This window comes from Acinetobacter gerneri DSM 14967 = CIP 107464 = MTCC 9824 (assembly GCF_000368565.1).
In the GTDB taxonomy this organism is placed as follows: Bacteria; Pseudomonadota; Gammaproteobacteria; order Pseudomonadales; family Moraxellaceae; genus Acinetobacter; species Acinetobacter gerneri.
The window spans coordinates 87,529-108,295 of sequence record NZ_KB849542.1 but is presented as its reverse complement, the minus strand read 5'-3'; the positions used below and the strand labels follow the sequence as shown (position 1 = coordinate 108,295).

Annotated in this window: 25 protein-coding genes; 19 read left to right on the top strand and 6 right to left on the bottom strand. The window is 38.4% G+C overall.

Translation table 11 applies throughout. The annotated features are described in order from the left end of the window. The first annotated feature begins 23 nt into the window (after positions 1-23). The 15 genes from F960_RS06080 to F960_RS06010 all read left to right on the top strand — a co-directional run bounded on the left by F960_RS06080 (position 24) and on the right by F960_RS06010 (position 11,046). On the top strand, positions 24-797 hold the full coding sequence (locus tag F960_RS06080; RefSeq protein ID WP_004860849.1) for a TatD family hydrolase: 774 nt from the start codon (positions 24-26) through the stop codon (positions 795-797). Between the two features lie 45 nt (positions 798-842). Then, entirely contained in the window at positions 843-1,457 is a 615-nt protein-coding gene (locus tag F960_RS06075; protein WP_004860846.1) for a TetR/AcrR family transcriptional regulator, read from the top strand. 9 nt (positions 1,458-1,466) lie between these two features. Then, entirely contained in the window at positions 1,467-2,027 is a 561-nt protein-coding gene (locus tag F960_RS06070) for a prepilin-type N-terminal cleavage/methylation domain-containing protein (protein WP_004860843.1), read from the top strand. Next, entirely contained in the window at positions 2,014-2,406 is a 393-nt protein-coding gene (gene gspI / locus F960_RS06065; RefSeq protein WP_004860841.1) for a type II secretion system minor pseudopilin GspI, read from the top strand. The genes F960_RS06070 and gspI overlap by 14 nt, the downstream gene beginning before the upstream one ends. After that, positions 2,403-3,092 (top strand): type II secretion system minor pseudopilin GspJ, encoded by a 690-nt coding sequence (gspJ, locus tag F960_RS06060; RefSeq protein WP_004860837.1) that lies wholly within the window; start codon positions 2,403-2,405, stop codon positions 3,090-3,092. The genes gspI and gspJ overlap by 4 nt, the downstream gene beginning before the upstream one ends. Positions 3,093-3,127: 35 nt before the next feature. Then, the gene (gene gspK / locus F960_RS06055; protein ID WP_004860834.1) at positions 3,128-4,075 is read left to right on the top strand and encodes a type II secretion system minor pseudopilin GspK; all 948 of its coding nucleotides are present in this window, start codon (positions 3,128-3,130) and stop codon (positions 4,073-4,075) included. A gap of 141 nt (positions 4,076-4,216) precedes the next feature. After that, positions 4,217-4,813 (top strand): 6-pyruvoyl trahydropterin synthase family protein, encoded by a 597-nt coding sequence (locus F960_RS06050; RefSeq protein WP_004860830.1) that lies wholly within the window; start codon positions 4,217-4,219, stop codon positions 4,811-4,813. A gap of 36 nt (positions 4,814-4,849) precedes the next feature. Continuing rightward, a complete protein-coding gene (ung, locus tag F960_RS06045; RefSeq protein ID WP_004860828.1) occupies positions 4,850-5,563 on the top strand; it encodes a uracil-DNA glycosylase in 714 nt (237 codons plus the stop codon). Continuing rightward, positions 5,560-6,681, top strand: a complete 1,122-nt coding sequence (locus F960_RS06040) for an enoyl-CoA hydratase/isomerase family protein (protein ID WP_004860826.1) — start codon at positions 5,560-5,562, stop codon at positions 6,679-6,681. Before ung ends, F960_RS06040 begins: the two co-directional genes overlap by 4 nt. A 9-nt stretch (positions 6,682-6,690) precedes the next feature. After that, on the top strand, positions 6,691-7,212 hold the full coding sequence (tadA, locus tag F960_RS06035) for a tRNA adenosine(34) deaminase TadA (RefSeq protein ID WP_004860823.1): 522 nt from the start codon (positions 6,691-6,693) through the stop codon (positions 7,210-7,212). A gap of 66 nt (positions 7,213-7,278) precedes the next feature. Next, the gene (locus F960_RS06030) at positions 7,279-7,710 is read left to right on the top strand and encodes an SRPBCC family protein (RefSeq protein ID WP_004860819.1); all 432 of its coding nucleotides are present in this window, start codon (positions 7,279-7,281) and stop codon (positions 7,708-7,710) included. A gap of 11 nt (positions 7,711-7,721) precedes the next feature. Then, on the top strand, positions 7,722-8,411 hold the full coding sequence (cmk, locus tag F960_RS06025) for a (d)CMP kinase (RefSeq protein ID WP_004860816.1): 690 nt from the start codon (positions 7,722-7,724) through the stop codon (positions 8,409-8,411). A gap of 105 nt (positions 8,412-8,516) precedes the next feature. Further along, positions 8,517-10,193 carry a 30S ribosomal protein S1 gene (rpsA, locus tag F960_RS06020; RefSeq protein WP_004860813.1) on the top strand — a complete coding sequence of 559 codons (1,677 nt, stop codon included), beginning with the start codon at positions 8,517-8,519 and terminating at the stop codon, positions 10,191-10,193. Positions 10,194-10,355: 162 nt separating this feature from the next. After that, positions 10,356-10,661 carry an integration host factor subunit beta gene (locus F960_RS06015; protein WP_004860810.1) on the top strand — a complete coding sequence of 102 codons (306 nt, stop codon included), beginning with the start codon at positions 10,356-10,358 and terminating at the stop codon, positions 10,659-10,661. Between the two features lie 19 nt (positions 10,662-10,680). After that, positions 10,681-11,046, top strand: coding sequence for a lipopolysaccharide assembly protein LapA domain-containing protein (locus tag F960_RS06010; RefSeq protein ID WP_004860808.1), 366 nt, complete (start codon positions 10,681-10,683; stop codon positions 11,044-11,046). A 274-nt stretch (positions 11,047-11,320) separates the two neighbouring features. Here F960_RS06010 and F960_RS06005 read toward each other — a convergent pair whose 3' ends face one another. The 4 genes from F960_RS06005 to F960_RS05990 form a co-directional block, all read right to left on the bottom strand. Then, entirely contained in the window at positions 11,321-12,655 is a 1,335-nt protein-coding gene (locus F960_RS06005; RefSeq protein WP_004860806.1) for a S8 family peptidase, read from the bottom strand. A gap of 11 nt (positions 12,656-12,666) precedes the next feature. Beyond that, complete coding sequence (locus F960_RS06000; protein WP_004860804.1) at positions 12,667-12,987, bottom strand: hypothetical protein; 321 nt, start codon at positions 12,985-12,987, stop codon at positions 12,667-12,669. A 308-nt stretch (positions 12,988-13,295) separates the two neighbouring features. Continuing rightward, positions 13,296-13,619: an AzlD domain-containing protein gene (locus F960_RS05995; RefSeq protein ID WP_004860801.1), complete on the bottom strand. Its 324-nt coding sequence runs from the start codon at positions 13,617-13,619 to the stop codon at positions 13,296-13,298. Next, a complete protein-coding gene (locus F960_RS05990; RefSeq protein ID WP_004860795.1) occupies positions 13,616-14,272 on the bottom strand; it encodes an AzlC family ABC transporter permease in 657 nt (218 codons plus the stop codon). The genes F960_RS05995 and F960_RS05990 overlap by 4 nt, the downstream gene beginning before the upstream one ends. Positions 14,273-14,361: 89 nt before the next feature. Between F960_RS05990 and F960_RS05985 the strand changes: the two genes are divergently transcribed. Together F960_RS05985 and pyrF are read left to right on the top strand one after the other, a co-directional pair. Continuing rightward, positions 14,362-14,910, top strand: coding sequence for a helix-turn-helix domain-containing protein (locus F960_RS05985; RefSeq protein ID WP_004860791.1), 549 nt, complete (start codon positions 14,362-14,364; stop codon positions 14,908-14,910). A 109-nt stretch (positions 14,911-15,019) separates the two neighbouring features. Beyond that, the gene (pyrF, locus tag F960_RS05980) at positions 15,020-15,700 is read left to right on the top strand and encodes an orotidine-5'-phosphate decarboxylase (protein WP_004860788.1); all 681 of its coding nucleotides are present in this window, start codon (positions 15,020-15,022) and stop codon (positions 15,698-15,700) included. Between the two features lie 167 nt (positions 15,701-15,867). Here pyrF and F960_RS05975 read toward each other — a convergent pair whose 3' ends face one another. Together F960_RS05975 and F960_RS05970 are read right to left on the bottom strand one after the other, a co-directional pair. Next, positions 15,868-16,776: a LysO family transporter gene (locus F960_RS05975; protein ID WP_004860785.1), complete on the bottom strand. Its 909-nt coding sequence runs from the start codon at positions 16,774-16,776 to the stop codon at positions 15,868-15,870. Positions 16,777-16,823: 47 nt separating this feature from the next. Then, positions 16,824-18,326, bottom strand: coding sequence for a flavin-containing monooxygenase (locus tag F960_RS05970; RefSeq protein WP_004860782.1), 1,503 nt, complete (start codon positions 18,324-18,326; stop codon positions 16,824-16,826). A 152-nt stretch (positions 18,327-18,478) separates the two neighbouring features. Between F960_RS05970 and F960_RS05965 the strand changes: the two genes are divergently transcribed. Continuing rightward, positions 18,479-19,489 (top strand): AraC family transcriptional regulator, encoded by a 1,011-nt coding sequence (locus F960_RS05965; RefSeq protein WP_020846621.1) that lies wholly within the window; start codon positions 18,479-18,481, stop codon positions 19,487-19,489. Between the two features lie 94 nt (positions 19,490-19,583). Continuing rightward, entirely contained in the window at positions 19,584-20,732 is a 1,149-nt protein-coding gene (zapE, locus tag F960_RS05960) for a cell division protein ZapE (protein ID WP_004860776.1), read from the top strand. Positions 20,733-20,767: the final 35 nt, after the last annotated feature.

The following is a 20,767-nucleotide window of genomic DNA, read 5'->3' as shown; positions in this document are numbered from 1 at the left end:
CAAAGCTTGTTTAGGAAAATATTTTGTTTGTTGATACGCATTGTCATTTAACCATGTTGGACTTGGAACCTTATGCAGGTGACTTAAACCTTGCACTTGATGCGGCACGTCAAGCAGGGGTTTCAAGATTTATGGGTATTTCAGTCGATATGGCTGATCATGCAAAACTTGCCAAGATTGCAAGTGAGAATAGCGACGTTGGTTATAGCGTTGGTGTTCATCCGTGTGAAGATCCAGACGTGATGGCTCAAGCAACAGTTGAATATTTAGTTGAAAAAGGTCGTGCTGAGAAAGCTTGGGCGATCGGTGAAACAGGCTTGGATTATTTCCATAGCACAGATTTTATCGCAGAACAGAAACAATGTTTTGCTCGACATATTCAGGCATCACAAATTTTAAAAAAACCTGTTGTCGTGCATACCCGTTCTGCCAAACAGGACACGGTTGAAATTATTCGTGCAGAAAATTCAACACACGGGATTTTGCATTGCTTTACGGAAGATTGGGAAACTGCAAAAGCAGTTCTCGATTGCGGTTATTACATTTCTTTTTCGGGTATTGTGTCATTTAAAAATGCACAAGATTTACGAGATGTTGCCAAACAAGTACCACTTGATCGTGTATTGATTGAAACAGATAGCCCATATTTGGCTCCTGTCCCTTATCGTGGTAAAACAAATGAACCAAAATATGTTCCTTATGTAGCCAAAGCCTTGAGTGATGTATATCATAAGTCATTAGAGGAGATGGCATTAATTACTTCACAAAACTTTGATAATCTCCTAAAAATGAAGTAAAAATTTTTGAAGAGCATACGAGAAAAAGAGAGTGATAGGGTGAAGATGGATCGTCAAGCTCAGTTCCGAGCAAGAGAAGTATTAATATTTCAAATAGCAGAACAGCTACTTTTAGAAAACGGTGAGTCAGGGATGACCTTGGACGCTCTTGCGGCAGAGCTTGATCTGGCGAAAGGGACCCTTTATAAGCATTTTCAGAGTAAAGATGAGCTGTATATGCTGCTCATTATCCGCAATGAAAATATGCTACTCGAAATGGTCAGAGATGAAGAAAAAGGTTTTCCTGAACATTTAGCTTTCTTTATGTTGCACCATTTGCATCATCCAGAACGTACGGTGTTGTTTCACCAGATTGAAGAAAGGTTGTCTACGACAGGTCAGGGAATACATCAACTTTTTAAAGAGTTGTACCAAGTTCGTAAGGCGAGATTGCGCATTATCATTCGTATGACTGAGCAATACCTTGAATCCATTCAAAGTGAAATGACGGTTCGAGATTATTTGGCTTCGATTTGGTCTATCACCCATGGCGGCGCTGCGATTTTAAATTCTAGTTTTTATCAGCGTTATCTGGAAAATCGTGACACCTTACGTGTTGCATTGATTGATCAAGCTTTGGCTATGCCAAAACATAATATTGAATCAGAACAGTTTGCTTAAAGGTTCATTATGAATAGACCATCATCATCTCAAGCTGGATTTACTTTGGTTGAAGTGATGGTGGTTATTGTGATTATGAGCATTACGGCATCTTTGGTTATTCTCAATATTGAAGGGATAAACCAGCGTAAAGCGATGCAAGCACGAGAGCTTTTGATCCTTGATTTACGTAAGATTAACCGTGAAGCCAATGATCAATCTCGTATATATGCCTTAGGTGTGCAAAATGCGACGGATGTTGCGCCATTTCAATATGCAGTGGTTGAATATAAGCCATCAGTCGTTGATAAAAACAATAATATTCAAGTAATTCAACAAAATAAATGGAAAGCCGTGAGTGATTATGAACCGCGAACTTTGCCAAATAAAGTGACTTTTATGGTCGAAGCGAGTGATCATTCATTGCAAAATTCAAATAATACAGATTTGACGGGTGCAAATGCACCGAGCTTAATTTGGTATGGCAATGGTGAGGCAAAACCTGTACGGATCCAAATTTATTATGATCAAAAACCTGTTGGTGATCCAATCAACGTAGATTATATGGGTAAGGTCGATGAGCAAAACTAGTCGTGGATTTACCCTGATCGAAGTCATCGTTGCCTTGGCTATCTTTGCGGTTGCAGCTTTGGCGTTCAGTAAAGTGGCAATGCAGTATACGAAAGCAACTGCAAATTCAATTTTAAAAACCAAAGGGCAATTTGTGGCGATGAATGAAATCCATCGTATGGAGATCAATCGGGAATGGCTCACGGGTACTGAATCAAAGCAAGTCACCTCACAAGGTGAAACTTGGCAAATAGATAAAAAAGCCGAATCGACTATTAGCCCAAATGTACAGCGGGTTTCAATTCAAATTAGTTTATATGATAAAGATACGGCAAAAGTCGTCAATGGTGTGACGGATCTAGTGTTCTATATCCATAGTCAGCAGGCAGGTACATCATGAGAAAGCCTGCACATAAGCAAGCAGCCTTTACTTTGGTTGAGGTCTTGGTTGCTATTGCGATTTTTGCAATTTTAACTGCACTTGGTTGGAAAGTTTTTGACTATTTGATCAAAGTTAAAGAACGAAATGTCGTAAAAGAGCAAAAGTTAGGAGAATTGCAGAGCGCATATCAGCAAGTACAACGTGATACTTTGCAAATTATCCCATTGACGGCCAATGTGGGGGGGCAGCTTGAGCCGGCATTATCACTGAGTAATAATACTGATAATCCGCGTTTAGTGATGAGCAAAGCAGGGGTAAGCGATCCATTACAGCAAGGGTTATCACCTTATGAACGTATCGAATATCGCTATGATGCACAGGCAAAAAAACTCTATCGACTGAAATATGAGAACTTAAACATTTCAAACTCAGTCCAACCCAAATCAAGTGTCTTACTAAATCATGTGGATCAGTATCAAGTGACAGTGCTCAACCCTGATGAAATGACTCAATGGCCTGACCCTACGATAGATTTTAATAACAAACAGCTTTTGCAGACTTTACCAAAGGGATTGCGCATCCGTTTTAGTATCGACAATGTCGAGTATGAGTGGATTTTTAGCTTGCTGAATACTGATTTCTTGAAAAAATTAAATCCAGCGGATAGTGAAAGTAGTACATCCACACCAAAGACTGATTCTTGAGGTGGCAAAAAGATGCAACAGATTAGGATTTTGACATGAAACAGCAACGTGGTGTCGCATTGATTACGATCCTAATCATGGTGGCTTTGGCAACCATTCTTGCAGCCACAATTGCTAAGCGGCAGATGAGTACGACTGAAGATACGGCTTATTTGATTCGACAAAATCAATCGCTGCTTTATGCAAAAAGTGCTGAAGCATTTTTTTCTGAGTTGTTGATCCAAGACAGCCAAAATGCACCAAATGTTGATGATTTACAAGAAACATGGGCAAAACCGATGCCACCATTTCCTGTTGATGGTGGAACGATCTCTGGTCTGATCGTGGATGAATCTGGTAAATTCAATCTCAATAGTTTGTTGAAAAGTGATGGTACGCCAAATGACGTTGCTAAAGCTTATTTTGAAAAGCTTTTACAACGAGTTGGCTTGCCAGCAGAACTTTCTCAAGCCGTGATCGATTGGCAAGATCCAGACGATGCAACAGTGGGTTCTATGGGGGCAGAAAGTAGTTATTATCAAGGTTTAACCAAACCTTATCTGACACCAAACAGTAAGTTTAGAAGTGTTGAAGAGCTTAAATTGGTGCGTGGTTTTGAAGGAAATAAATACAAATTAATCGAAGCTTATGTAACGGCTTCACCAGATATTAACTCTAAAATAAATATCAATACGGCTCCTGCTTTGGTGCTCGCCAGTATTGATCCAAATGTTGATGTAAATGCGGTCAATAGCCTTTTAGAAGAGAAATTAGCTAAGCTAGAACATTTCAATACTGCCCCTGAATTGTTAGCAACAGCACCATTTTCTAACCTAGAACAGTCGTCTAAAGATATAGCCAATCGCTTATTTGATGTAAAAAGCAACTATTTCAAAGCACAAACAGAAGTTGTTTTAAACAATAGAAAACGTCAATTTTCAAGTTATTTATACCGTAACAATAAACAAGTCTATGTTTATACACGAAGTTTAGCCCCATTTTGATCCATGTTTTTTTTGACTGAAAAGCCAGATACACAGATTGATACCTTTTGCTAATTGTCATGAACGTTAAAATCTATCCTCAACATGAGGATTTTGTTTTATAATCAAGTTTCTTAGCAAATTGTTGATATTTTTTGGCGCATGTTAATACGTAAGTTATTTAAGTTTGAAAATGCACATATTGTACGAAACTGTACTTCGGATCGTTGTAAGCGTTCCATTCATGGGCATAGCTACAAAGTAGAATTATTGCTTAAGGCTTCGAAGTTAGATCATGGTCAAATGGTATATGACTTTGGACTGCTTAAAGGCGTGATTAAAGACATTTATGATAGTTTTGATCATGCAATCTGCTTTTGGCAAAATGATGATCCAGAATACATTCGTGCATGTAAAACGTTTAGTGCAAGATGGGTGGCTTTACCTGTATCGCCATCAGCTGAACAGTTTTCGCGTGTGTTTTTTTATTTGGCAGATCAAGTGCTGAAATCAACCATCACCCAAAATGGGGAAGGTGATGTAGAGGTTTATTCTGTGATTGTTCATGAAACAGATACAGGCTATGCACAAAGCTTCCGTGAAGATATTGAAAATGAACAAATGGGGGTATTGAGCCTACAAGACATCATTTTCTCTGATCAGATTCAAGCTGAATGGGCAGATCATGAAATGTATGCCAAATTGCTACAAGGAATGAAGTTTCAAAATCCAGAAGTGACTTTGCAAGTTAAGCTTTAATTAATCATTTTTAAAAAAATTTAGGATGTTGTCGTAATGCAGTTGACTGAACAAGAACAACAAAAGTTAAATCAGGTTCGGTTGGATGATAGTTGGAAGGCAAATTTGGCTGAGTTTTTGCTCAGTCCGAAAATGCAACAATTAGGGCATTTTTTACGTGAAGAAATACAGGCAAATAAAGTGATTTATCCGCCAAATTCTTTAATTTTTAATGCATTAAATACTACTCCACTCAATCAGGTTAAGGTTGTAATTTTGGGTCAAGATCCATATCATGGACCCAATCAAGCACATGGATTAAGCTTTTCTGTCCAAAAGGGTGTTACTTTACCTCCTTCTTTGCGTAATATTTACCACGAATTACGTACCGATTTAGGCATTGATACACCAAGTCATGGCGACTTAAGTAAATGGGCTGAACAAGGTGTTTTATTACTCAACAGTGTGTTAACTGTGGAGGCTGGACAACCTACATCACATCAAAAACAAGGTTGGGAAGATTTTACTGACAATGTAATTGATGTGTTAAATGAACAACGTGAGCATGTTGTCTTTATTCTTTGGGGTGCTTATGCGCAGCGCAAAGGACAACGCATCAATCAAGAAAAACATTTGGTTTTAAAGGCAGCACACCCATCGCCTTTATCTGCAAACCGTGGTGGTTTTTTTGGTTGTAAAGTGTTTTCGAAAAGCAATAATTATCTGAAACAAAATGGCATAGAGCCAATTGACTGGCAGCTGGACGCATGACAAATTCTCCCGATTCAAATCTTTATCATCCTGATTTAATAGTTGAAACCGCTTCAAATGGATGGCGTATCGTTCGTTTAAATCGACCAAAATCATTGCATGCATTAGATGAGTCTATTGTCACTGCATTACTTAAATTGTTTGAAGATTATCATCATGATGACTCAATCAAAGCAATTTGGTTTGATTCAACAACTCCTAAAGCTTTCTGTGCTGGTGGGGACGTGCGTAAATTGCGCCAATTGGTGATCAATAATGAATCAGAAGCAGCCAACAAATTCTTTGAACAAGAATATGCACTAGATTTGTTATTGCACAATTATGCTAAGCCGATCGTCGTATGGGGTGAAGGCTATGTCATGGGTGGTGGTTTAGGCTTATTTATGGCTGCACCATTTAGATTGGTGACACCATATTCACGTTTAGCAATGCCTGAAATCAATATCGGTTTGTATCCAGATGTTGGTGCAACACGTTTCCTTGCAGATCGTGGACCAATTGGTCTATTTACAGGTCTAACAGGCTCAATTATGACAGCGGCAGGTGCTTATAGTATCGGCTGGGCTACCCATGTTTGTGATACTCAACGTGATGTAGTTTTGCAAAAATTATTGAATATCGACTGGGATCATTATCCAGCGGGTGACTTCCGTGCGCTAGATGATACTTTAAATAGTCTGCATCGTCCTGTTGCACCAGGTCCATTACAAAACTCATTGGATGTGATTCATAGTGTGAGTCGTGGTGCCAATTTTGAGCACGATTATGAAGCAATCATTGGTCTGAGTGATGCACGTAGTGATTGGTTGCGTCAAGCCAGTGAAAACTTGCAAAAAGGTTCTCCTGCGACTGCTGCAATTACTTGGTTGCTATGGCAATGGGGCAGACAAGTGCATTCTTGGAATGAAGTTTTTGCACTCGAAACTCAGATTTCTAGTTGGAAAATAGCGCATCCTGATTTTGTTGAAGGTGTGCGTGCACGCTTGGTAGACAAAGATTTATCTCCAGAATGGAAAAAAACAGCAGATATGTCGCTTAAAGGCATTTTAGGTGATCATCCTCCTGTGACAGATAATGAAAGTTGGAATGCTTTGTTGAAACAATATGGTGTGATCTAAGCACTGAACATGTCTGATATTGATCAACTTGAAGACCAAAAATGGATGCAGCTTGCCTATGAGCAAGCTGCATTTTCTGCTTCTATAGGTGAAATACCTGTAGGTGCTGTGATCGTAAGTGAAGGTAAAGTGATTGGTATAGGTCACAATGCGCCGATTTGCTCACATGATCCGACCGCACATGCTGAAATTATTGCGATCCGAAATGCTTGTGAGAAAATCGAAAACTATCGCCTACCAGTAGATGCCACACTTTATGTGACACTTGAACCTTGCACGATGTGTGTAGGGGCTTTGATTCATGCGCGGATTCATCGTGTTGTATTTGCAGCTACAGAACCTAAAGCAGGCTCTTTGATGAGTGCTAGGCAATTGTTGGAAAATGGTTATTACAATCACAAGTTTGATTTTGAACAAGGTTGTATGCAGGCTGAATGTTCGAGTCAACTTTCTGAATTTTTTAAAAATCGCAGAGAACAAAAAAAAGCTGAACGTGTACGACAAAAAAGCTTAAATGATCCAGATAAATAATTTAGAATAAACACGAATCATGACAATTGAAATTGTCAAATATAAACAAATCTGGAAGCGATAAAAATGAATTCAATCCAAGTAAAAAAAGAGTTTAATGCACCTGTAGAGCAAGTGTTTGATTTATTGTCTAAACATGCAACTTACAATATCGCATTTGCACCGATCCAAGTGGTCCGTGTCAAAGATTCTGCTGATCCAGAGCGCCCTGATGGTTTAGGTTCAATTCGTCGTATGGGTTTTGGACCAGTTAAACCGATTCAAGAACAAATTACACTGCTCGAACCGAATCAACGTATTGAATATAAATTGATTAAAAATCCTTTGATTAAGCATCACCTCGGGGTGATAGAATTTCAATCACTTGCACCAAATAAAACGTTGGTGACTTATACGATTGAATTGCAAGCACGTGCACCCTTTATCAGCAAAATAATACTTGCACAGCTCAAGCTAGCGATTACACTAGGATTTTCCAAATTAGCTAAATCTGTCTAACAGGATCTTGAATGACAACTCAAATTATCACTATTGATGGGCCAAGTGGTTCTGGTAAGGGCACACTTGCAGCAAAACTCGCAGCGCATTATGGCTTTCATTTATTGGATTCGGGTGCGTTATATCGTTTACTTGGGTTGTCATTGTTTAAAAATGCGTTATTAGAAAAATTAGATGATGAAAATGCTTTGCAACAAAGTGTAAAAATTGCAACAAATTTAGACATCAAATTTGTCAGTACGGAGCAGGGCACTCAGGTCTTACTGGATGGCGAAGATGTGAGTCAAACCATTCGTACTGAACAAGTCGGTGAATATGCATCTAAAGTGGCTGCGATTCCTGCATTACGCGCGGCTTTAGTTGATCGTCAACATGCATTTGCGAGCGAGCCGGGCTTGGTCGCTGATGGTCGTGATATGGCCACTTCTATTTTTCCACAAGCAAAGGCTAAAATTTACCTGACTGCATCGGCTGAATCACGAGCATCGCGCCGTGTAAAACAGTTGCAGGGCATGGGTTTGGATGCTAAAATAAGCGACATTTTAGCTAACATACAGGCTCGTGATAAGCGAGATATGGAACGAACCGTAGCTCCTTTGAAGCCTGCTGAAGACGCCTATATTATTGATAGTTCTACATTATCTATTGAGGAAGTCTTCAATTTAATGGTGAATTACGCCGACAAAATGTTAGCTAAATAACAGATATTAGTGGAAGCATAGCTTGATCAGTTCTTATGGACTATGTGAAAACTTAACTAAACCGGCCTTGTCTGATCCAAGACCGCTGACTTTACTAGGTATATCATGACCGAATCTTTTGCAGCCCTCTTTGAAGAAAGCGAATTAAACCTCAACGTAGAAAAGGGTGCAGTCATCCAAGGTGTTGTTGTTAGCATCGATTCTGACTGGGTAACTGTTGATACAGGCCTTAAATCTGAAGGCGTTGTAGCACGTTCTGAATTCTTAAACGACCAACGTGAACTTGAAGTTAATGTTGGTGACACTGTAGACGTTGTTGTTGAAGCGCTTGACAACGGTATGGGTCAAACAGTTTTATCACGTGAAAAAGCTAAACGTGCTGAAACTTGGACTAAACTTGAAAAAATCTTTGAAGATGGTGAAATCGTTACTGGTGTTATCTCTGGTAAAGTTAAAGGTGGTTTCACTGTTGACATCGGTCCAGTTCGCGCGTTCTTGCCTGGTTCATTGGTAGACACTCGTCCTATCCGTGACACTACTCACCTTGAAGGTAAAGAGTTAGAATTTAAAGTTATCAAATTAGATGCAAAACGTAACAACGTTGTTGTATCTCGCCGTGCTGTTATGGAAGCTGAATCTTCAGCTGACCGTGAAGCATTGCTTTCTCAACTTGAAGAAGGTCAAACAGTTACAGGTACTATTAAGAACCTTACTGATTACGGTGCATTCGTTGACCTTGGTGGTATTGACGGTCTTCTACATATCACAGATATGGCTTGGAAACGCATCAAACACCCTTCAGAAGTTGTTGAAGTGGGTCAAGAAGTTACTGTTAAAGTACTTAAATTTGACCGTGAACGTAACCGCGTATCTTTAGGCCTTAAACAATTAGGCGAAGATCCATGGTTAGCGATCATGAGCCGTTATCCTAAAGGTTCTATCGTTAAAGCACGTGTGACTAACTTAACTGACTACGGTTGTTTTGCTGAAATCGCTGAAGGCGTTGAAGGCTTAGTACACGTTTCAGAAATGGACCACACTAACAAAAACATCCACCCATCTAAAGTTGTTCAGATCGGTGACGAAGTTGATGTTATGGTTCTTGAAGTTGATGAAGAACGTCGTCGTATTTCTCTTGGTATTAAACAAACTCGTGCTAACCCATGGGAAGAGTTTTCTAAAAACCATGAAAAAGGCGAAAAAGTATCTGGCACAATTAAATCAATCACTGACTTTGGTATCTTTATCGGTTTACCAGGCGGAATTGATGGTTTAGTTCACTTGTCTGATATTTCTTGGAACGAACAAGGCGAAGAAGCTATCCGTCGTTACAAGAAAGGTGACACAGTTGAAGCTGTTATCTTGTCTGTAGATGCTGAAGGCAACCGTATCAGCCTTGGTATCAAACAATTGAACAGCGATCCATTCAACGATTTCTTAGCTGCTAACGAACGCGGTGCTCTTGTTAAAGGTACTGTAACTGCTGTTGACGCTAAAGGCGCAACTGTTAAGTTAGCTGACGAAGTTGAAGCTCAATTGAAAGCTTCTGAAATCAACCGTGACCGCGTTGAAGATGCAACTAAATTCTTAGAAGTTGGTCAAGAAGTTGAAGCTAAGATCATCAATGTTGATCGTAAATCTCGTACAATCAACTTGTCTATCAAAGCGAAAGACGAAGCTGAAGAGAAAGAAGCTGTAGCTAACTTGCGTCAAACTTCTAACTCTCAAGACAATGGTCCTAAGACTATTGGTGACTTGATTAAAGCTCAAATGGGCAACTAATCAGGTCTGTGTAAATTGTATTGTTAATGTAAGTTAATCAATTTATTTACACAAATACTGTAAACGGTAGCGTAGTATTTACTTATTACGCTACCGTTTTGTATTTAAACAGGTTATTATTCTAGTTATACCTAAGTAGTATGATAATTAACGAGGTCATAGATGACTACAGAAGCACTTAACAAATCTGACTTAATTGAGCGTATTTCTTTAAAAAACCCTCATTTAGCAGAACCATTGGTAGAAGAAGCTGTAAAAATTATGATCGATCAAATGATCGAATCATTATCAAGTGACAGCCGTATTGAAATTCGTGGTTTTGGTAGCTTTGCGCTACATCATCGTGAACCACGTTTAGGCCGTAATCCTAAAACAGGTAAATCTGTGGATGTTGCTGCTAAAGCAGTTCCGCATTTTAAACCAGGGAAAGCGCTTCGTGATGCAGTAAACGAAACTGCAGGAAAATAAAAATTCTTACGGAGTCTTTATGCGTTATTTCTTAGTTGTTCTTTTAATCGTTATATTTGGTTATGCACTGGCTTTAGTGCTACAAAATAGCGCTGAAGTACAAGTTGATCTGTTATTTACTACTGTACCAGCAATGCGTTTAGGTTTGTTAGTGTTACTCACCTTAGCGATTGGGATCGTGGTCGGTTTGCTCCTTGGTGTGCAAGTGTTCCGCGTTTTCCAAAACAACTGGGAAGTAAAGCGCTTACGTAAAGACATTGATCGGTTACGTAAAGAACAAATTCAGTCTGCTCAACTTGCTGCTGCAGAAGCTGCTGCAACTAGCCGACATGAAAAAACGGTGCTTGATATTCATCCTGAAGATCAAAATCAGCGTCCGTTATAATTCATAGCTGATCGAGATTCAAAATAGCCCTTTATTGATAAAGGGCTATTTTTTTATATTGAGTTTGATGGGTTGAAGACGAAAATCATCAGAAGAATTGTTTTTATTTAAGGTTCTATAATGGTATTAGCGAGTTTAGATTATTCAGATTTACGATTTGAAGGGGGAGTAAAGATTTAACTTGATCACTTATTATTATTATTACTAAAAGGCTTGAAGCCTAAATTTTTGGATAAAGAATAAGCTCAATGAGCTTATTCTTTATGTCGCTACATCATTTGATATTCAAACTATTGGTGGCTGCAAGTAAGTCAATTCGCGAGGTAACAATTCCGTTGCGAGGATCTCGAATTGGTTTACCAGTTGTTTGCAGACGTTGGATGGTTTGATCAATCGTTTCTGCTGGTACGACATTATTTGCACGTAGAATTGCAATAGCACCTGCAACATGTGGTGTGGCTTGAGATGTACCTCCTTGAGTAGTACCACCTGCTGTAATAAGTGCTCCTGGTGCAAGTAAGGTTAGAAGTTTGCCACTATTGCTGAAGCAAGTCACTTGATCTGGTGCAGGAGCGCGGTCAGTACACTGCTTAAATGAACCCCATGTTAAGCCACTATAATTACCCGCATATACAGCGCCTACTCGAACAGCACCTTTGCTACAAGCTGGGTAAGCAACGCCATTGGTAAATTGGTCATTTCCACTGGCTACGACAGGTACAACATTGTTATTCCTCAAATTTTGAAATGCTGTTGAATAACTACTTTGTGTACATTCATCTGAGTATTCATCAGAAACGCCTAAACTTAAGTTAATTGCTTTAATGTTATATGTTTTCGCGTTATTTGAAGTCCAATTGATTGCAGCTAAAATGTCACTATCATATGCTCCTCCCGAGCTACTAAATACATCGATTCCAATGATTTTTGTTTTGGGAGCGACTTGTGCAACGATACCTGCAACATTGGTACCATGCCCATTATCATCCAATTGGTGATCATCAGTTGCAGTATCAAATGCTTGAATGACTCGACATGTAGAAGCGGGCGTATTTACAGCAGTACAATTACCAAAATCCGAATGTCGATAGTCTACGCCTGTGTCAGCGATGACGACACTCGTTCCTTCACCAGTAAACTTTTTGGCAGCAGTTTGTGGTTGATTGATAAGGTTTAAATTATCTGTAGCAAAAGCTTTGTTGATACGATTTGGATAGACTGCTTTTATGTTGGGGTCATTGAGTAATTCAACTAAGGCCTCACGATCATTAATTCGATACGTCGTTATTGGTAAGCTATTATAATCTCGCAATATTGTAATGCCTTTGGATTGAAGATGATTTCTTCGGATCGTTTGTTTATCAGAGGCTATAGCGCTTCTTTTTTCTGCACTAGTCGTAGAAGGACCTGTATCTATATTGTATTCAACAATGAGATCATTTGAGTCGTTTTGAACTAATGATTTTAAATTGATACGTGCTTTATTGACTTTATCTACTGCTGCCGTGTTTAAACGTTTTTCAGCTGCAGCAGGTGTGATATTCGCTGCGGAAACTGTGGTGATGACGCAGCTTCCTAGAATAAGAGGTATAAAGATATTTTTGTTCATAGGTATTTGCTCTAATTGCTTTGATTACCAGGATCTTTTTCTGGATCAATAGGTTGGATTGTTAAGTCACTTTTGGTGTCATACAATGTTTCTTGCTCAGATGGATGATCTGATTGTTGTTGAGCATTTGTATTATTAGATACGTTTTTCGGGTTAACCTCCTGATCTGTTGTGCTGTTTTTTTGAGTTTGCGAAGCTGGCGGGGCAGCGCTTGTATTTTGTGATACATTTTTTGAGTTATCTTTGAAAATGTAGATCAAAATGAAAATGATCAACACGGAAAAGATAACAAGAGTGATTTGTTTTGACTTTGATAATTTATAAATTGGCATTCTGTATATGTTTTTATTTGATGAAGTAAAAACATACTAATGTATTTATTGTTAAATTATTTTAAAGAATGGTAAGTAATTGTTTAGCATTTTAATGAAAATAATAATCTTTGAAAATGATATAAGCCATATTTCAAGGCTAGTTTAATTTTTATTTATAATAGCTTAGACTATTTTTATTCAATGTGGTTTGATTCTCTCAACATGAGAAAAAGAATTCTGAAATGTTCTAAAAAAATTAATTTTTGTCAGTATTCGGTATGCTCATTCAGAGTTTTTAATAGCCCTTTATTTGTAAAAGGGCCATTTTAGGACAAACCTATATAGCGAAATAGGGCTGTTAAAATGACGGCAACTATTATGACGACGATTAAAGAATATTTTTTCCAAGCGAAGATGAGTGCAACCATTACCCCTATAATTTTGCTACTGCCACTAAACGTTGATTCATTAAAAAAGGTACTGAGCACTGCAAGTGAGAATAGTAATACGCAAGCAGCATCAGAAAACATTTGTTTTTGATTTGAGCTGAAACTAAAACGATCTGCTAAATAAAATCCAGAATACCGAATCATATATGTTCCCCCTGCAAGCAATAAGATGCCTATGAGAATAAGTTGCTGATTGATCATGTCGAGTGCTTCCAAAAAAATAATGCAAATAGAGAAATAAGAACAGGTAGACCAGTTGGAAGTAATGGAATCGTAAGGACTGAAAATGCAGCGCCGAGCAATGCCCGATTTCTACTGGTTTTATTTTTGAGTAAAGCTAAGATCAAGGCAAAAAGGATCGCAGGAAATGCTGCATCTATCCCAAAGGCATAAATATTGGGTATATTTTGCCCTAATAAATATCCTAAAAAGACACCTAAAGGCCAAGCGATCGCTATGCTTAAGCCGCAAGACCAGTAAGCGGTTTTTTGCGTTGCAGGATCATTTTGGCTGAGACCAAACATGACACTTTCATCATTTAAGATATGACTGGCAAGAAATCTGAGTGCGTTTTTTTCGATAAAATGATCAACAGACAAGCCGAAAGGTAAATGGCGTAGATTGATCAAGATACCTGTTAGTGCTGCAAAAATAGGATGACTACCTGTAGCGATCATCCCAATAAAGGTAAATTCGGCTGCGCCAGCAAGTACAGTTAAAGAAAGCAGTATTGGAATCCACAATGCTAATTTATAACTCGCAGCGAGAGACCCAAGCGAAACTCCGACGAGAAAAGTCGCTATTGCGAGTAATATGATGGCTTTGATCAATGCTAAGTTCAATTTATTGGGCATTTTTTTATCTATATCGAACGGACGTACGATATAATAGATAGAATTAAATCGTTCGTCAAATAAAACGAATGTTCGATATATGGTGAAATATGACACTTCCAATAGAAATTGTAGCGAAAGGCTTGCACAGAGAACGGCAAAAAGCAGGGATATCTTTGGCTGAACTTGCACGTCGGGCGGGTATTGCTAAATCAACGCTATCTCAACTTGAATCAGGGCAAGGCAATCCAAGTTTGGAAACTTTGTGGGCATTATGTGTGGCTTTGGATATTCCGTTTGCGCAATTGATGGAAGAAAGTTCAAGTAAAACTCAGGTGATTCGTTTTGGTGAGGGTGTTTCAATACATTCAGAAATCGCACATTATCGAGCTGTATTGCTTGCCACTTGTGCGCCGGGCAGTCGACGAGATTTGTATATTTTGACTGTTGAACCGGGTGAAGCACGTTGTTCAAAGCCACATCCAATCGGTAGTGTTGAGCATATTATTATGATGCAAGGCAGTGCTAGGGTCGGTTTAATTGAAGATCCAGTAGAATTAAAAGCAGGCGATTATATTTGCTATCCTGCTGATCAGGAACATATTTTCGATGCACTAGAAAGTGGTACACGTGCGATATTAGTTTCTGAACAAAATTAAATCAGTTTTGAGATTGCTCATCTAAGATCTTAAATAAGTTAGTCACAAGGCTTTGTCATGTGGATAAAGACCTTTATAATATCGAAAATTTGTTTTTGGGAAATATCTCTTGAGTATTATTGTTGCCTTAGATGCGAAAAGCCAATTAGATGCATTAAAAATTGCTGAGCAGTTAGATCCTGCTTTATGTCGCGTAAAAGTGGGGAAAGAGCTTTTTACTCATGAAGGACCAAGCATTGTAAAAGCTTTACATGGTCAAGGTTTTGAGGTTTTTCTTGATTTAAAATTTCATGATATTCCAAATACAACGGCTCAAGCCGTCTGTGCTGCGGCTGATCTAGGTGTATGGATGGTCAATGTGCATGCGTCTGGTGGTCGTAAAATGATGGAAACATGTGTTGAACGTCTAAAAGCAGGAAATTATCAAACTCAATTGATTGCAGTGACTATTTTGACTTCAATGGGACGTGAAGATTTACGTGATTTAGGTTTAGATATTGAACCTTTTGAGCAAGTAAAACGTCTCGCAAAATTGACTAAAGACAGTGGCTTAGATGGTGTGGTTTGTTCTGCTCAAGAAGCAAAAATGTTACGTGAAGACTTGGGACAACAATTCGCTTTGGTTACACCGGGCATTCGTCCTGAAGGATCTAGTGCCGATGATCAAAAACGCATTGTGACTCCAAAACAAGCCATGCTAGATGGTTCAACACATTTGGTGATTGGTCGCCCAATTACCAAGTCTGAAAATCCGACTCAAACTTTAAAAGATATTTTAGCGACATTGTAATTTGATTATCTTTTTCAACAGTGAATATAGGGGATGATTGAGTATTTTAATTGACTAAAAAATACGAGATCACTTGCACACTCACCACAGAAATGATCGCTGTGGTGAGTGTGATTATTTTATATGTCATTGATTATAATAAGATATTTTATCTGAGTTTTTATATTCTAAAGCGCAGCCAATACACTCACAGCAATCGGTGCAAGCACAGAAAGAATAAATCCACTGACCATCGCATGTGGAATAAACTCATTACCACAAGCTTGTTTTACCATTGGCAAGGTGACATCCATGGCTGTTGCTGCTGCAGATGAAATTGCGGAACGTGGATAACGCCAACCAATGATATACATAAATAAAATTGCGATAATTTCACGAAATAAATCGTTCATTAATGCAACACTGCCCAATTCTGCATTTTTAAGCTCAGATACAACGATGCCTGTCATTGAATAAAAACCATAACCTTGTGACAGCATAATCAAGTCTTTGAATCCAATTCCGTGCACGAGATACAATGATACAAAAGCTCCTAGCAGTGACCCAAGTATGCAGCCGATCGGGACCAGCAAAATTTTCCAATTAAGCCAAGAGCGATTCAAAGGTGAATAAGCTAAATCAAGTCCAATTAAGAACATAAAGACTAAAAGTAGATTCCAAGTACTGAGATGCAATTGGTAACCTAAATATCCTGAAAATTCAGCTAAACCGTAACCGACAGCAAGTGCAATAAATGCATAACTAATATTAATCAATGATTTAACTAGTAGCTCTGGAGAAACTCGACCAGAAGTTGGTTTTACACCAATCAGTTTGAAGAGCGCATAACAGACTAAAAATGCGCCTACAGACGTCATCGTTGCAATAATCAAGGCATTGGACAGGATTTTTTCTGGATGAGCGATGCTGTGTAGTGTCTGTGAAAACTCAACTGCAATTGCAACCAAAAGAATATAAGTAAAGTAAGGTAGGATCTTAAATGCGAGTTTTTCAAGCCAATTTGGCAAACGTCGTGCAAATACGAAACCTAAAAATAAACAGACAAGAAGCTGAGTAATCAACCAAAGAGATTGCATAAAAATAAGCAGATGATAAACATCTGCTTATTATGGCAAGGATTTATTTAAGCTGCATTAACTTGTTGACTAAAACTTAACAATTGATAGTCAGCAGGGTTCACTTTTTGAGTTTCTAGCCAATATTTCCAAGTATAAGTAGGCCAAAGTGAAAAGTTTTTTCCACCATCTTGTTGATACCAACTGACACAGCCTGATTGCCATACAGTTCCTTTCAGTTTCTCTTGAATTTTCTCATTAAAATCATCTTGAACTTGAGGACGGACAACAATGGCTTGAGTATTGGTTTTTTCGACCAACTGGATGAGCTGCAGGATATAGTCGACCTGAGATTCGATCATGAAAATAACCGAATTATGTCCAAGTACCGTATTTGGACCAAGCAATTGAAATAAATTTGGAAAGTTTTTGGTGGTGATGCCATAGTAGCTCTCAGCACCATCTTTCCATGCATCATTGAGTTCAATTGCATGTTGTCCGATACATTTAAAATTTTTCAAATAAATACGTGGATCTGTAATAAAGCCTGTTCCGTAGATTAAACAATCTATTTCACGTTTTTTACCGTCTTTTGTAATGATGCTGTCTTCGGTGATTTCTTGAATTGCATCTGTAATTAGCTCAACATTTTTTCGGTTAAATGTTGGGAAATACTTATTTGAAATCAATATACGTTTACAGCCCATCACAAAGTCAGGGGTAAGTTTTTGAGCGATATTTTGATCTTTGACCTGATGCTTTATAAAAAACTCTGCGAGTTTTTGAGCATATTTCATGAGCTTAGGCTGGACGATAGGGACTACGCGGGATTCATTTGACCAATATAAGCGTGCACGATGTAATTTTCTAAACCAGTCATATTTGGCAAATAATTTTTTGTCTAAAGCACCATAAGCTCGTTCATCACGAGGGATTACCCATGCGGCAGTGCGTTGAAAGACATAAAGCTGTTTTACTTTGTGTGCGATTTCAGGAATATATTGAATAGCGCTTCCGCCAGTGCCGATGGAAGCAACATTTTTTCCAGTTAAATCGTAGTCATGATTCCATGAGGAGGAGTGAAAAATCTCTCCTTTAAAATGCTCAATACCTTTAATTTTTGGAATTTGTGGTACATGTAACGGTCCAGAAGCAAAGACTAAAAATTGGGATTGAACACTTTTGCCACTTTTTAGCTCAATTTGCCAATGCGCTTGTTTTTCATCGTATTGAGCTGAAATGACTTCTTGATTGAATTTTATAAATTTGTCTAAGTCGTATTCTTCGACCAAATCTTGAATATATGAAAAAATTTCGGGTGCTTCAGCATAGCGTTTAGACCAGTTTTTTTTCGGTGCAAATGAAAGCGAATACATATGTGATTGTACGTCGCATGCTGCGCCAGGGTATTGATTTTCACGCCATGTTCCCCCAACCTCATTGGCTTTTTCCAAGATGATGAAGTCATCTATGCCATTTTGAAGTAGGCGTATAGCCATCGCAAGTCCACCAAAACCAGCACCGATAATGGCTACACGACATTGATTTAGATCTACTGTATTGGGATTCATTGTTTTTATCTCAGAGATTTTCCATGTTTTTAAGCTTAGCGATTTTTCTGTATATGAAACATGATTTCTGCGACATAAAAATTGATATATTCGGCAATTTCCAAAAAAGCCACTTTGCTGTAAAAAATGGTGATCAAGGAAGATATGCAATCATGAAACGTTCAATTTTGGGTTTGATGTACTTAATACAAGGTATGCGTAATGCGGGTATAGATGTTGATACTCGTTTAAAGCAGATTGGTATTCAGGCAGATGCATTAGATCCAAGTTCGATTATCCATCCAAGTTTAGAGTGGGATATCCAAAAAGTCATCGGTGAGGGTGTGAAGCCTGAGCGGGGATTATTTATTGGACAACATTATGCTTTGGCGGGTTACGGTCCAATGCTGATGTTATTAGTGACCTGTGAAACGGTTAAAAAAGCCTTGCACTGTGGTATTCAATATCAAAGCCTTACGCATTTATTTGGGCAACTTGGGCTACGCGAAAGCAAAGGACAAGCTGCACTGATTTATCGACCTGTCGATTTATCAACTGAAATGGGGCTGTTACGTGCCCAATGTGAAATATCTGGGACTTTTAAATTTATCCAAGATATTTACAAAATGGTAGGTTTGAGCTTACCCGATATACGAGTTGAACTTCCATTTCCAAGTCCTGACTCTATCGAGGTTTATCAGCAGTTTCAGGATTATTATGGGGCTGATTTGCATTTCAACTGTGAACAAGCTGCATTTTGCTTAGATCAAGATGTATTAGATATCAAGATTCCTTCAGCTGATGCGATGACTTTTCGTGTTTATGAAGCGAAATGTATTGCTGAAATTGAACGTCTAAATCATGAAGAATTGGAGAAACATTCACTGATTCAGCGTGTTCATGATTATCTTGAGCTGCAACATGGAGTCATGCCTACGATGGCAGAAACCGCTTTGGCATTAAACTTGCCAGAAAGGACATTGCGACACCAATTGCAACAATTGAATACCAGTTATAAACGAATTCGTGAACAATTGATAAAACACAAAGCACTCAGTTTGATTGAATATAAAGAATATTCAATCGAAGTAATCGCTGAATTGCTCGGTTATTCTGAACCAGCCGCATTTAACCATGCATTTAAACGCTGGTTTGGCAGAAGCCCACGGCAATATGGTCGATAAATGAGTGAAATTTGCGCAATATGCGAAAGTGTTATTTACCAATGTTGATAATTCGATATACTTCCATCGGCCAAAAATAAAGTACACGAGCGCTATGTTAGATTTAAAATCAAGTCAAAATACATCTTTTACTCCAGTTTCACCTGCGGAACGATATGAACAGGCGATTAGTTCTGGAAAATTTGTATCAGATCCTGTTCAAGAGCAAGCCGTTCGTGAGTTAGACCGAGTTTGGCAAGAGCTAATCAACCGCTATAAAGCTTCTAAAAAAGCATTTAGACGTTTTCGTCGTCAAACTTCGCCACGTGGTGTGTATATGTGGGGTGGGGTTGGTCGTGGTAAAACTTGGTTGATGGATCAATTTTTCGAATCTATTCCATTTCGTCGTAAAACACGTATGCATTTTCATCACTTTATGCAATATGTACATAAAGAGTTGAATAAACTTTCAGGTCAGCGTAATCCACTAGATATCGTTGCAGATCAAATCTACAAAGACGCTGTTGTGATTTGTTTTGATGAGTTTTTCGTTTCAAACGTAACAGATGCGATGATTTTGAGCGATTTGTTCCAAAAGCTGTTCTCTCGTGGGATCACTTTGGTGGCAACTTCAAATATCGCACCAGATGGACTTTATAAAAATGGTATCCATCGTGATCGTTTTATACCGACCATTGAAATGGTTAAAAAATACTGTGTCGTTTTAAATGTAGATGCAGGGATTGATTACCGTTTACGTGTACTTAAACAAGCTCAATTATTTAAAACGCCATTAAATGATGAAAATAAAGCATGGATGAATGAGCGTTTTACAGCATTGACTCAAACGCAAACCGTTTCAAGTTCACCGATTACCATCAACCATCGTATCGTCGAAACATTGGGTCATACCGAAGATGTACTTTGGTGTGAATTTTCTGAACTCTGTATGAAGCCACGTAGCCCGTCGGACTTTATTGAAATTGCCAATATTTATAATACTGTTCTGGTCAGCAATGTGCCGCATTTAAACGACAACCTGTCTGAAGGAACGCGTCGTTTTATTTATTTGGTCGATGAGTTTTATGATCGTGGAGTAAAACTGTTATTGACCTCTGCTGATTCAATTATTGAAATTTATGAAGGCGAAAAATTGGCATTTGAGATTGAGCGTACACGTTCACGTTTACTCGAAATGCAATCGGATGATTATTTACAATCAGAACATCGCCTGATCCAAGAAAAAGAGTTGAAAGTTGAATAAAACTTTCAATTTCAAGTTTTAAAAGAGTGCTATGG

Coding starts and splice junctions, on each gene's coding strand:
- F960_RS05965 (WP_020846621.1), top strand. CDS start 18,479: ATGAAACGTTCAATTTTGGGTTTGATGTACTTAATACAAGGTATGCGT.
- gspI (WP_004860841.1), top strand. CDS start 2,014: ATGAGCAAAACTAGTCGTGGATTTACCCTGATCGAAGTCATCGTTGCC.
- F960_RS05975 (WP_004860785.1), bottom strand. CDS start 16,776: ATGCAATCTCTTTGGTTGATTACTCAGCTTCTTGTCTGTTTATTTTTA.
- F960_RS06075 (WP_004860846.1), top strand. CDS start 843: ATGGATCGTCAAGCTCAGTTCCGAGCAAGAGAAGTATTAATATTTCAA.
- ung (WP_004860828.1), top strand. CDS start 4,850: ATGCAGTTGACTGAACAAGAACAACAAAAGTTAAATCAGGTTCGGTTG.
- F960_RS06040 (WP_004860826.1), top strand. CDS start 5,560: ATGACAAATTCTCCCGATTCAAATCTTTATCATCCTGATTTAATAGTT.
- F960_RS05995 (WP_004860801.1), bottom strand. CDS start 13,619: ATGATCAATCAGCAACTTATTCTCATAGGCATCTTATTGCTTGCAGGG.
- zapE (WP_004860776.1), top strand. CDS start 19,584: ATGTTAGATTTAAAATCAAGTCAAAATACATCTTTTACTCCAGTTTCA.
- cmk (WP_004860816.1), top strand. CDS start 7,722: ATGACAACTCAAATTATCACTATTGATGGGCCAAGTGGTTCTGGTAAG.
- tadA (WP_004860823.1), top strand. CDS start 6,691: ATGTCTGATATTGATCAACTTGAAGACCAAAAATGGATGCAGCTTGCC.
- F960_RS05990 (WP_004860795.1), bottom strand. CDS start 14,272: ATGCCCAATAAATTGAACTTAGCATTGATCAAAGCCATCATATTACTC.
- F960_RS06050 (WP_004860830.1), top strand. CDS start 4,217: ATGTTAATACGTAAGTTATTTAAGTTTGAAAATGCACATATTGTACGA.
- F960_RS06010 (WP_004860808.1), top strand. CDS start 10,681: ATGCGTTATTTCTTAGTTGTTCTTTTAATCGTTATATTTGGTTATGCA.
- gspJ (WP_004860837.1), top strand. CDS start 2,403: ATGAGAAAGCCTGCACATAAGCAAGCAGCCTTTACTTTGGTTGAGGTC.
- F960_RS05970 (WP_004860782.1), bottom strand. CDS start 18,326: ATGAATCCCAATACAGTAGATCTAAATCAATGTCGTGTAGCCATTATC.
- F960_RS06000 (WP_004860804.1), bottom strand. CDS start 12,987: ATGCCAATTTATAAATTATCAAAGTCAAAACAAATCACTCTTGTTATC.
- F960_RS06005 (WP_004860806.1), bottom strand. CDS start 12,655: ATGAACAAAAATATCTTTATACCTCTTATTCTAGGAAGCTGCGTCATC.
- F960_RS06030 (WP_004860819.1), top strand. CDS start 7,279: ATGAATTCAATCCAAGTAAAAAAAGAGTTTAATGCACCTGTAGAGCAA.
- F960_RS06015 (WP_004860810.1), top strand. CDS start 10,356: ATGACTACAGAAGCACTTAACAAATCTGACTTAATTGAGCGTATTTCT.
- gspK (WP_004860834.1), top strand. CDS start 3,128: ATGAAACAGCAACGTGGTGTCGCATTGATTACGATCCTAATCATGGTG.
- F960_RS06070 (WP_004860843.1), top strand. CDS start 1,467: ATGAATAGACCATCATCATCTCAAGCTGGATTTACTTTGGTTGAAGTG.
- F960_RS05985 (WP_004860791.1), top strand. CDS start 14,362: ATGACACTTCCAATAGAAATTGTAGCGAAAGGCTTGCACAGAGAACGG.
- rpsA (WP_004860813.1), top strand. CDS start 8,517: ATGACCGAATCTTTTGCAGCCCTCTTTGAAGAAAGCGAATTAAACCTC.